Origin of the sequence: Pseudoalteromonas sp. TAE79 (assembly GCF_000498015.1) — a bacterium.
In the GTDB taxonomy this organism is placed as follows: Bacteria; Pseudomonadota; Gammaproteobacteria; order Enterobacterales; family Alteromonadaceae; genus Pseudoalteromonas.
In genome coordinates this window covers 1-11,822 of sequence record NZ_AUTL01000256.1, presented here as the reverse complement: position 1 = coordinate 11,822, position 11,822 = coordinate 1, and the positions used below count along the sequence as shown (strand labels likewise).

Annotated in this window: 13 protein-coding genes; 8 read left to right on the top strand and 5 right to left on the bottom strand. The window is 38.9% G+C overall.

Going from position 1 to position 11,822, the window contains the following annotated elements; genetic code table 11:
• The 5 genes from L655_RS1000000126850 to L655_RS0120310 form a co-directional block, all read left to right on the top strand.
• On the top strand, window positions 1–111 hold a 111-nt coding region (locus L655_RS1000000126850), incomplete at its 5' end, for an aminomethyltransferase beta-barrel domain-containing protein (protein ID WP_139016280.1).
• Window positions 111–713, top strand: coding sequence for a high frequency lysogenization protein HflD (gene hflD, locus L655_RS0120325; protein ID WP_024594681.1), 603 nt, complete (start codon window positions 111–113; stop codon window positions 711–713). The genes L655_RS1000000126850 and hflD, both read left to right, overlap by 1 nt.
• Window positions 714–744: 31 nt before the next feature.
• Window positions 745–2,115 carry an adenylosuccinate lyase gene (purB, locus tag L655_RS0120320; RefSeq protein WP_024606111.1) on the top strand — a complete coding sequence of 457 codons (1,371 nt, stop codon included), beginning with the start codon at window positions 745–747 and terminating at the stop codon, window positions 2,113–2,115.
• Between the two features lie 88 nt (window positions 2,116–2,203).
• Window positions 2,204–3,361, top strand: a complete 1,158-nt coding sequence (locus L655_RS0120315) for a cupin domain-containing protein (RefSeq protein ID WP_024606110.1) — start codon at window positions 2,204–2,206, stop codon at window positions 3,359–3,361.
• Window positions 3,362–3,515: 154 nt separating this feature from the next.
• Window positions 3,516–3,974 carry a GNAT family N-acetyltransferase gene (locus L655_RS0120310; protein ID WP_024606109.1) on the top strand — a complete coding sequence of 153 codons (459 nt, stop codon included), beginning with the start codon at window positions 3,516–3,518 and terminating at the stop codon, window positions 3,972–3,974.
• 61 nt (window positions 3,975–4,035) lie between these two features.
• Here L655_RS0120310 and L655_RS0120305 read toward each other — a convergent pair whose 3' ends face one another.
• From L655_RS0120305 to L655_RS0120295, 3 genes are all read right to left on the bottom strand, one after another.
• A complete protein-coding gene (locus L655_RS0120305) occupies window positions 4,036–4,482 on the bottom strand; it encodes a DUF4826 family protein (protein ID WP_024594685.1) in 447 nt (148 codons plus the stop codon).
• A gap of 117 nt (window positions 4,483–4,599) precedes the next feature.
• A complete protein-coding gene (locus L655_RS0120300; RefSeq protein WP_024606108.1) occupies window positions 4,600–6,003 on the bottom strand; it encodes a M28 family metallopeptidase in 1,404 nt (467 codons plus the stop codon).
• Window positions 6,004–6,177: 174 nt separating this feature from the next.
• Window positions 6,178–6,726: a hypothetical protein gene (locus L655_RS0120295; protein ID WP_241764523.1), complete on the bottom strand. Its 549-nt coding sequence runs from the start codon at window positions 6,724–6,726 to the stop codon at window positions 6,178–6,180.
• Window positions 6,727–6,740: 14 nt separating this feature from the next.
• Between L655_RS0120295 and L655_RS0120290 the strand changes: the two genes are divergently transcribed.
• Window positions 6,741–7,538 (top strand): hypothetical protein, encoded by a 798-nt coding sequence (locus tag L655_RS0120290; RefSeq protein WP_024606106.1) that lies wholly within the window; start codon window positions 6,741–6,743, stop codon window positions 7,536–7,538.
• A gap of 6 nt (window positions 7,539–7,544) precedes the next feature.
• Here L655_RS0120290 and L655_RS0120285 read toward each other — a convergent pair whose 3' ends face one another.
• Window positions 7,545–8,012, bottom strand: coding sequence for a GFA family protein (locus L655_RS0120285; protein ID WP_024606105.1), 468 nt, complete (start codon window positions 8,010–8,012; stop codon window positions 7,545–7,547).
• A gap of 452 nt (window positions 8,013–8,464) precedes the next feature.
• On the opposite strand from L655_RS0120285, the gene L655_RS0120280 reads away from it, so the two are divergent.
• Window positions 8,465–9,301, top strand: coding sequence for a hypothetical protein (locus tag L655_RS0120280; RefSeq protein ID WP_024606104.1), 837 nt, complete (start codon window positions 8,465–8,467; stop codon window positions 9,299–9,301).
• Between the two features lie 150 nt (window positions 9,302–9,451).
• The gene (locus L655_RS0120275) at window positions 9,452–11,299 is read left to right on the top strand and encodes an ABC transporter ATP-binding protein (RefSeq protein ID WP_024606103.1); all 1,848 of its coding nucleotides are present in this window, start codon (window positions 9,452–9,454) and stop codon (window positions 11,297–11,299) included.
• 145 nt (window positions 11,300–11,444) lie between these two features.
• Here the strand turns inward: L655_RS0120275 and L655_RS0120270 are convergent.
• On the bottom strand, window positions 11,445–11,822 hold a 378-nt coding region (locus L655_RS0120270; RefSeq protein ID WP_029752211.1), incomplete at its 5' end, for a group II intron maturase-specific domain-containing protein.

Sequence of the window (11,822 nt, the reverse complement as noted above, 5' to 3'; positions counted from 1 at the left end):
CGTGTATTATTCGACGAACCACAAAAAGCAGTTACGCCAGGTCAATCTGCTGTATTTTATGCAGAAGATGTGTGTTTAGGTGGTGGTATTATTGACTCGGTGATTAAGTAATGAATGAATACCAAGTCATGGCGCTTGCCGCCATGTGCCAGGTTGCTAAACAAGTTCAAAAAATTGCTCAATACGGCAGCAACAACGAACACGATTTAGAAATCTTACTTTCAAGTATTATTCAAACATCTCCTGAATCCCCAGAGGACGTTTATCAAGGTACAGATAACCTGCGTGATGGCTATAAAACATTAATGGCGCAGCTTACTGCAGGCGCTCAAAAAGATGTTGAAATAGTAAAGTACGTAGGTGGTTTAATGCAGCTTGAGCGTGCACTCAATGCAAACGACAAGAGCTTAAACGAATTAGGCAAACGAATTGATGATATTCATCGTCGTTTAGATCATTTTGCTATTACCGACGAGAGCGTTGTTGCCGGTTTAGCAGATATATACTCGTCGGTGCTGAGCCCCCTTGGGCACCGAATACAGGTTTATGGTAAACCCGAGTTATTAAAACAGCAGCTCACTCAAAATAAAATCCGTGCCCTATTACTAGCCGGTGTTAGAAGTGCAGTATTATGGCGACAAATGGGCGGTAAACGCCGTCACTTTTTCTTTTCAAAAAGAAAAATACTCGCCATTGCTAAAACAAAAATTTAACTATCGTTCAAACTAAAATTTAGGAGTTATTATGGAGCTTTCAGCGTTAACGGCTATCTCTCCGGTGGATGGTCGCTACGGCAGCAAAACCACTGAACTACGCAGTATTTTCAGCGAATTTGGCTTAATTAAATACCGCGTAATTGTTGAAGTGCGTTGGTTGCAAGCGTTAGCTGCAGCAAGCGATATAAAAGAAGTACCTGCATTTAGCGAACAAGCAAATGCACTACTTAACGCTATTGTAGATAACTTCAGTGAAGCTGATGCACAGCGCGTTAAAGATATTGAACGCACTACAAACCACGATGTTAAAGCGGTTGAATACTTATTAAAAGAAAAAGTAGCCGATAACAGTGAGCTTCATGCAATCAATGAATTTATTCACTTTGCTTGTACTTCAGAAGATATTAACAATCTATCTCATGGTTTAATGCTTAGCGAAGCACGTAACAAGGTTTTACTCCCTTATTGCGATGAACTTTTAAGCGCAATTAAAGAAAAAGCGATTGAGTACAAAGCAATCCCAATGATGACTCGTACGCACGGGCAACCAGCTACACCATCAACGATGGGTAAAGAGTTTGCTAACGTATACATGCGTTTAAAGCGTCAACGCGACCAAATTGCACAAGTAGAAATGCTTGGTAAAGTTAACGGTGCTGTTGGTAACTACAACGCTCACCTTAGCGCATACCCAGATTACGACTGGCATACTCACGCAGATAAATTTGTATCAAGCTTAGGTTTAACACTTAACGCATTTACTACACAAATTGAACCGCATGACTATATTGCAGAGTTGTTTGACGCAATTGCACGCTTTAACACTATTTTGCTCGATTTTGACCGTGACATGTGGGGTTACATCGCACTTAATCACTTTAAGCAAAAAACAATTGCGGGCGAAATTGGCTCATCTACAATGCCGCATAAAGTTAACCCAATTGATTTTGAAAACTCAGAAGGTAACTTAGGTTTAGCAAACGCTATTTTTGCTCACCTTGCACAAAAATTACCAATTTCTCGCTGGCAGCGTGACCTTACCGATTCAACGGTATTACGTAACTTAGGTGTAGGTATGGGCTATGCGATCATTGCATACCAATCAACACTTAAAGGTGTGAGCAAGCTTGAAGTAAACGAGCAACGTTTAGCTGACGAGCTTGATCAAAACTGGGAATTGCTAGCCGAGCCGATTCAAACAGTTATGCGTAAATATGGTATTGAAAAGCCATACGAAAAACTTAAAGATTTAACACGCGGTAAACGTGTTAATCAAGAAATAATGGCTGACTTTATCGATGGTCTTGACCTTCCAGAGCACACTAAAGTAGAAATGAAAAAACTAACACCTGCTAATTACATTGGTCGTGCTGTTGAGTTTATTGATGACTTAGTTTAAAAACTAAATTACTCTTTTAAAAAGCGAAAGGCTCATCCTTTCGCTTTTTTTGTTTTAACCCCATTGCACAAACTAGTAGGCATAATGTATGTATCAATTAAAAATAAATAATTTGTCTGAGCAAGAGTTTTTAAGCCATTTTTGGCAAAAAAAGCCGCTTTTAATCAAACAAGGTTTTGCAGATTTTCAAGACCCACTTGATGCTAATGAACTTGCCGGCCTCGCAATGGAAGAAAGCATAGAGTCACGTATTATTACCAATCATAAAAATGATTGGCAAACCTACCAAGGTCCATTTGAAGACTTTGAGCAGTTAACAGACGATCATTCTACACTGCTCGTGCAAGCAGTTGATCACTGGCATAGCGAAGCTGCGCAACTACTAGAGCCATTTAGATTTATTCCAAACTGGCGCATAGATGATTTAATGATTAGCTACTCAACGCCTAATGGTGGTGTTGGCCCACACTTAGACCAATATGACGTATTTATTATTCAAGGCGAAGGCAAACGTCATTGGCGCGTAGGGCTGCCCGATCCAACACTTAAGCAGTTTGCTCAAAACAAAAAATTACTGCAAGTAGAAGCATTTGAAGCCGTAATTGATTGCATATTAGAGCCTGGCGATATTTTATATATTCCACCAGGGTGCCCTCACGAAGGTTACGCCGTAGAAAACGCGCTCAATTATTCAGTTGGTTTTAGGGCGCCAAACCAACAAGATTTATTGTCGAGCTTTGCCGATCATATTATTGATACCGAAAGCGGCCAAAAACGTTATACCGATCACAACATCACGCTCAGAAAATCAAAAGGTGAACTTACAAACCTTGAAGTTGATAAAGTTAAAACACTGATGGCAGCACTTTTAGAAAATGACGATTTATTTAAACAATGGTTAGGCTCAACACTTAGTCAGCCCAAACATGAAATGGATTTAGCACCAGTAGAACCTCCATTTACACCTGAGCAAATAAGCGATGATTTAAGTAATGAAGAAGCAGTGTTTGAGCGTTTAGGTGGCACGCGTGCTATTTATCAGCAACTCGATACCGAAGTGTTATTAAGTGTAAACGGTGAAAATTACGCCATGCCGCTAACCGACTTAGCTGCGGTAAAACTACTTACCGATAATACTGAATTTGAAAGTTCAGCATTAAATTTAACAAACCCAAGTTTAGTTTTTACTCAAACTTTTACTACACTTGTTAATGAGGGGCTTTGGTTTAATATAGACCACGAGTAATAATACCAATTATATTAATAATGGTGAGCATTTTGCAGCGTAAAATATTATGTATACAGGTTAGTTAAAAATTTTAATTTTCACCTGATATTGGCTTAAATAATTTTGCTGTGATTGCTTACTCATTTTAATTGGCTATCAATAGGGGTTTGCTATGGGCTATCTGGTTGATAAGGTTGAATGGGATATAAAAAAAGATATGCTACAAAAAATTCGAGAGCGAGTTTTTGTTTACGAGTTACATATCCCCAAACACATAGAGTTTGATAGCCTAGATAAAATTGCATTACATGTACTTGTTACAGACGATGCAAACTGCCCTATTGCAACAGGTCGGCTGTGTACAGATGGCTTAATTGGCAGAATAGCTGTATTACCCGAGCACCGTAATCGCAAAGTATATACATCTCTTCTCAACTTTATTGTCGAATTAGCCTCAAACCAAGGTATTGAAGAAGTAAGCATTAATTGTATTTTAAATGAAGTAGAGCGTTTTAAGCGCAATGGCTTTATTCAGCAAGGAAATGTATTTATGGAGGCGGGAATTCCTAGGCAACGTATGCAATGCCCTGTTTCGGCGTTTAATACAACCCCCTTCACACTTGTGCATTAGATAAAGAAAAGGGCGATAAATAAGCTATCACCCTCCACTTTTTACTTAACCCAAACCGTCGTTACTTTGCCTCATTTGCCCATAGCGGCTCATTATCATACATTTCGTACAAGCCATGTGCTCTATTGATAAGTAAGTTAGCAAAGTCTACCTGTGTTTTATCACGCGCGCCTGTACTCATAATCTGATCCGCTTTTAATTGCCACTGCAAAGAAAAGTAACGCATTGCATCACGAGCATCTGTAGCTGCACTTACTTCAGCATGATCTGTAGGTAACCGCCCTGTTACTACCCAATATGTTTTACCGTTCTGTGCTTTAAATTTCCACATTGCACAAAGTGGTGCTAAAAATCGACTGTCTTTATCAACTACTGATTTTGGCATAATGCCCTTTTCGGCTAAATGCTTTTGCGCTGTTTGAAAACATTCGCGTTGCCACTGCATTCTTTGCTCATCAGTTATAACTTGTTCTTTTGCTGTTAACGGCTTTTTTTCTTGTTGCTGCATTTTTATTAACCTTTTACTTCTTTTTTAACACTCTAAGGGCTTAGTAAATAAGGTGCAAGTATAAAACGGTCATTTGCACCTTAAAGCGCTCTGTTTGCTGTGTTTTTAGCCAAACTATTATTTTATATTGTGATCAAACGAACCCACATCACCCGGAAATACTACTGGTGATTCAACACCGTCTTTACTAACAGAGGCTACACCAAAGTAATAATTATCAATCACTACGTTTTTAAGTGTGTACTGTGAAACCCTACCAACATATTTACTAAACTGCCATTGCGGCTCGCTCGTGTAACGCCAATAAATTTTATAGCCAGCAATATTTTCATCACTGCTTTGTTGCCATGAAAACGACGTATCAGCTGTAACAGCTCCCTTTATTTTAACTTCTTTTGGTGGTGCGGGCGCCCACGCCATAGATGCCATAGTAACCGCATTAAGTGAAGTTAACTTAGCCGTATAATCAAAATCAACGCCTTCAATAGTATCGCCATACTCAACGCCATTTTCAGTGCGTAAATCTTGATGCTGACGATCGTAGTGCTCGTTAGTTTCCATAATACGCACTGCTGCAAAACCTGCATCATTAAATGGACGATGATGCCCACCACGGCCAAATCTATCTAATCGATATACAAGCATTGTATCTAAGTTAGGAATGTATCTGTCAGCAATAGTATCTATGTAGCGAGCTAAATTTCGACTCGCCGAATCAACTTCACCACCCGTAAAGCGGCGAGTATTAGCTTGCTCTTTTGTTTCTACAACACGGGTACCTTCTGAAAATATACGCGCAGTTGTATTATCAGTTACCCCATTTATACCGGTAATATTGCCAATCATATCGTTGTTTAAAACGCCATGAACTTGCCAGTCATGCTTTTGTGCATAAGCCGTTAATATTTTTCCGCCAAACAAACCCTGCTCTTCGCCCGAAAGCGCCGCGTAAACTACCGAACCATTAAATTTGTATTTACTTAAAACACGGGCAGCTTCAATTACTCCCGCCACACCTGATGCGTTATCATTTGCCCCAGGTGAATCACTCGTAAAGTCCATAACATCACTCACACGAGAATCTATATCACCCGACATAATCACCATGCGATTAGGCTCGCTTGACCCTCGTTGAATAGCCACAATGTTAACCACTTCAACAGGATTAAGAATGCGCTTTTCGCCCGATATAGTGTCCTTTACTTCAATAATTTCCAAACAACCGCCACACTGCGCGGATATTTTTTCAAATTCATTTTTTATCCAGCGCCTAGCCGCACCAATGCCTCGAGTATCCGATTTAGTTTCTGAAAGCGTATGGCGAGTACCAAAATCCACCAGCGTTTGAATGTCACTACCAATACGTTCGGGTGATACTTGAGCTGCTATATCATGTAATTTTTGCTGTTCTGTGTATTGAAGTTGTGTTTTCCCATGTGCTGATAATGCAAGTGTGCAGGCGCCTGCAATTGCAGTAAATTTAAGTAACGTTGTTGTGATTTTCAAAGGTGTTTTAAGCATCTATTAGCTCCTAATTATTATAGTGTAACCATTACTTAGCTAAGGTTTTATGGCAATACATTTGAGGTAGATGTAGAAAGGATCACGCTAAAGCGCATTGACAAGAGGTTATTAGGATAGTAAAAAGCCCACTACCTTTTATAGGTACTGGGCCAAAATTTATTATGCATATTTTTAATGAGTAGTTTTAATATCAAATTCTTTCAAAAAGGCCTCATGTCCTCCTAAGCTTGCAAGCACACCAGCAGAAAACATAAATATTAATACAAATGCTAAACAGCTCAAAAACTCCGAACTATTTTCAGGATTAATATAGTAGTTAAGTAAAAAACCACTCAATACACCTATAAAAGCTATTTTGCTAAATAAAAAGTAACTCGGGATCTCAAATGCCCAAACAGAGGTATTGTTTACAAACTGCCTATATCCATACGTCATAAAAGCCAACATACCAACAATACTAATTGCAAAAGTAGACACTGTGGTTAACACGCTGATATTTTTATAAATAAGCACATACCCTAATCGTAAAGAATAGATAAATACCGCAAACCACGCTAAAACAGCAGGCCCTAGAATCAATCCCATTTCCAATCCTTGAATAACGTCTAAGTGGTTAATTGCTAATACAATATTATATTTAGAGGTTAAATTACAAACCTTGTTACACAATAATCTATAAAAAAATGCGATTTTCGTGGCACACTGTAATTGTGTATACATTAATAGTTTAAGTTATGCGTCAGCTAAAAGAAGATACAATTAAAAGTAACCTTATTGAGTCACAGCAAAGTGCATACGGCCCAGTATGCGTGTATCAAAACAAAGAATACCGTTGGTTAACGCTTGCACAAAAAACCAATGAAGATATAACAATTCAAGGCGTTATGAACCTTATACACCCTGAGCAAGTAATAGTGCCTGTAAACCAATGTATGATGTTATTTTTACTTAAACCGGTAGATACACTAAATATATTAAATTTAGGTTTAGGCACGGCAGGGTTTGAGCGAATTATGTATCACTTACAAAGTAATACGCCTTACATAAACACCATCAATACATTTAACACGGTAGAAATAAACCCAAGCATTGCCTTAATTGCAGCCCAGCACTTTAAGTTACCTATTAAGCACAGCAGCTATTTACAATGCGCCGAGCAATATATTACCCAATGCACTGATCACTTTAACGTAATCACTATCGATATTTTTAGTGGTGAATATCATCAGCCTTTTTTAACCAGCGATAGCTTTTGGCAAAATATAAATCGCTGCAGTGAGCAAAATACGCAAGTAATCATTAATTTAAACCCACAAACTGGCCAAGAGCTGCAAATGCTTTTAGTACTTTTAAGACAACACTTTAAGTGCTTAGCGATAATAGAGTTTAACGAATACAAAAATATAGTGATCATACTAAGCCAGCAAACATTAATGCATATAAACGTTGATGAAATACAAAACTCACCGGTGTTTATAAACTTTGCACCAAACCTTTATAAAAGTATTAACAGCATTTACCACATTGAATGAAACGCTTTACCGTCCAGGTTCATGTTTTTCATAGCACGGTAAGCTTGTTTCGAGCTGCTCCCAGTTAGCTTTAGACGTAACAAAATTATGCGATAATACCTGCTCAGTAATATAGGTATCGAATATTCCTAAACGAATTCGTATTCTGCTTTTGTCATCACTGTTGCTACTGTAAACAGGCGAGCCACAACATCTACAAAAATAACGTGTGCGCCCTGCTTTAAAACTATATTCACTGAGTAGTTCTTGCCCTTTTGTTATTGTAAAGTCACTTGTATTTACAAAGCCATTGGTTGCAAATGCAGTCCCGCTGTTTTTTCTGCACAGTGAACAATGACAATGGATAATAGTAGGGCGTGTTGTTCTTTGGTGGTTGAATTTGCAGCAGTGTGTTTGGTATTTAGGCAAGGCAGAGCCTATGATATGTGGTTGTTCCCCATACATAGGCGATAACGTAGCATAAAGACCAAACATGCGCTGCCCTTTGGGTTCTTGCTAGGGACGATTGACTCTTTGTTGCTCGGTTTTTACTTAGCCCACTAGGTTACAAACCTTGCGCCGCGATTAAATCGCCCCTAGATTGAACAAATTTCAATCCATAAAGATCAACACGCCCTAGTTATACTGCCCGACACTTCAACGTTTACCTCACCACACAAACACGAACCCGTATACATATAACATCCTAACTATTAAATTATTTTTATACTCAGTTAAAATTTGCTGAGTTGATTTAATGGATAAGTTTACTGGTTAATTTTCTGAATGGAATAATAATTTTTATATCTTCGCAGTTCCCACGCCATTACGTATTGCTTTAATGATTGACATAAAAACATTAAATTGGTTACATAACCTTTACTTTAAAGTTATAGCCAAAACAATAATTGGTTAACCAAAAAACCTAAACTTACTGAGAGCCAATTATGCATTGTAAACACATGTCACTTTTATGTTTGTTAAGCGCGTTAGCGTCGTGTTCAACCATTTCTAAAAACACGTCAAGCGATTGGCTACTTATTGATGACTTTGAAAATTCACTTAGCAAGTGGCAAAGTGTCGATACGCAAAATGAAACTAAGCCACAGGTTAAAAACCCACAAATAACAGTTATACAATCAGAACAAGCAAACTCATCAACAAATCATTATTTACTAAAAAAGCCTGCGGCTGAGAGCATTGTAGGAAATCGTAAAGCGCTTTCTTATACAAAACTTCCACAAGCGGTTGAAGTTGGTCAAACCTACACATTTTATATGCGTATAAACGTGGCTGCTTTTCCTAATAACCATGCTTTTGGATTAAGCAACCTTACGCCAGAGCTAATTAATAAACATGCGTACGATGCGTTTGAGCCTACACTTCGCGTAACTGATAAAACAGAATCAAACGGGCTTGTAAACGATGGCGCATTAATGGTTAAAACCGACAGCGGGTATAGCAACATTCAAAACTACACTACCAAACAGTCAGCTAAACCTCTGCAAACAAATACCTGGTACGACGTATGGTATGTTGTTAATAACGCAGCAGTCTCAGAGCAAGGTCAGCAATATGATGTTTACGTAAAAGGCGGTGAATTTAGCAAGCAAACACTGGTGTATAAAAATGCACAATTTAGAATGAAGCGCGAACAACCTCTTATATATTTTTTAGCAAACTGTAATACAGGCCCAATTAAAAAGCCTTACGGAAATGATGGCCTCAGATATGACGATTTATACATGAGCAAAGGTACAAACCTAAATAACCCAATGCTATAAAAGTAAGTGAAGTGTTTTTAGGTGTTCTTTTATACATAAGTTTATATTAATAACGCTCTAGCATATTCACAATTAATACCTTACAAACCTGCATTTAAAAATACTTAAATGGTATAATAGCGACCATTATTTGCCATTTAAGTTTTTAAAATGTATCGATTATTTGAAAAAATGACAAAAGCATTTCCTGAGGATCAACCTACTCAGCCGCCTTCGACTTTATTTGCTTTTTGTCGTCACTACACCAAAGGAATGGAACTGTCGTTGCTGCTTATGTCAATCAGTGCCGCCATGCTCGCTATTTTAGAGGTTTCTTTATTTAGCTATATGGGGCAGCTTGTTGATTGGTTAACAGCCTACACGCCCGAAACCTTGTTTGTAGAGCAAAAGTCAGAGCTTATTAAAATGGCTGTCATGCTGCTATTAGTATTGCCCGTAGTCGTATTTTTTCATTCTGCTATTTTGCACCAAGCATTGCTTGGCAATTACCCTATGTCGATTCGCTGGTTAGCGCATCGTTATTTACTGCGCCAAAGTGTTAGCTTTTATCAAAATGAATTTGCAGGAAGAATAGCCACCAAAGTACTGCAAACTTCTTTAGCCGTTCGCGAAACAGTGACCAAACTACTCGATGTATTAATGTATATCGTGGTTTATTTTGGCTCAATGGTATTTTTAGTTGCCGAAGCCGATTGGCGCTTAATGATCCCTTTATTAGTTTGGTTGGTTTTATACATTTGCGTGCAACTTTACTTTGTACCGCGCCTTAAAAAAATTGCCAGCTCACAAGCCGATGCGCGCTCAGAAATGACCGGCCGTATTGTTGATAGTTACACTAACATTTCAACTATTAAATTGTTTTCGTATACCCAGCGTGAAGAGCAATACGCAAAACAAAGCATGGATGTATTTTTACAGCCTGTGTACAAGCAAATGCGCTTAGTAACCAGCTTAAACTTTGTTATTCAAAGCTTAAATTACCTATTAGTATTTTCGGTTGCCGCTGTATCACTTTATTTATGGTCACTTAGTGCAATTAGCGCCGGCGCCATTGCAGTTGCTGTTAGCTTAGCGCTCAGATTAAACGGTATGGCGCAGTGGATCATGTGGGAAATAAGCAGCTTGTTCGAAAACATTGGCACCGTAGCCGATGGTATGAAAACACTTTCTAACCCTATTGAAGTTGCCGATAAACCAAATGCTGATACGCTTAACGTAAGCCAAGGTGCTATTGAGTTTAACAACGTACACTTTAACTACGGCAAAGCTGAAAACGAGACTAATCGCAGCCCTGTAATGAACGGTTTAAACTTAAATATTAAACCTGGTGAAAAAATTGGTTTAGTCGGTCGCTCTGGTGCGGGTAAATCAACACTTGTTAACTTATTACTGCGTTTTTACGATACCGACTCTGGAACAATAAAAATTGATGGGCAAAACATCACAGACGTAAGCCAAGAAAGCCTACGCCGATATATAGCTATGGTAACGCAAGATACCTCCTTGCTTCATCGTTCAGTAAAAGACAATATTTTGTACGGTCGCCCCGATGCAACCCACGATGAGATGATCAACGCGACCAAACAAGCTAAGGCGCTTGAGTTTATAAACGACTTGGTCGACAGCAAAGGTAATAAAGGCTTTAATGCACAAGTGGGCGAACGCGGTGTTACGCTTTCGGGCGGTCAACGTCAACGTATTGCTATTGCACGTGTACTACTTAAAAATGCACCCATACTTATACTCGACGAAGCCACCAGCGCACTCGACTCAGAAGTAGAAGCCGCAATTCAGGCAAGTCTTGATGACTTAATGACTGGTAAAACAGTTATTGCCATAGCGCACAGGCTCTCAACCATTGCACAAATGGATAGATTAATTGTACTTGATGACGGCGGCGTAGTTGAGCAAGGCACTCATGAAGAATTAATCGCTAAGGGTGGAATATACGCAGCACTATGGACACACCAAACAGGCGGGTTTATAGGCGTCGATTAACCATTAATATTACCTTACGGTAGAGGTAGTTTTATTCTGCTTCTACTTTAAACATCGAGTAGGGTGAGGCTTTTGCCTCATCCCTCTCACAGAACCGTACGTACGGGCCTCGTATACGGCTCCTGTATTCTTCTATCCCTTCGGCTTATTTTCTAAACGCCGATTGAGCAAGCCATCCTGTACTTACTTTTTCCATTGAATATAAACCTTGCTCCTCAAACCATTGGTTTGGCATCGCTACATTCGATAATGGACTTAGAGAGTTTCGCCATGAGTTCATTTTGATGAACTTAAATGGCGGCTTTTTCCCTAATTGTTTTAGTCGCTTATGCAACCTCGCTGGGTTTTTCCACAACCTTAACTGAATTGCCCTTAATCGTCGTCTCACCCACCTTGCCAACAAATTTAGCACTCGTTTACAATTGGCTATACTGAAATAATTTACAAAGCCGCGCACCACTGGATTGAGTCTTTTTATTACTTCAATTAAGTTCATGCCACTATTTCGCTTTGTTAATCGTTT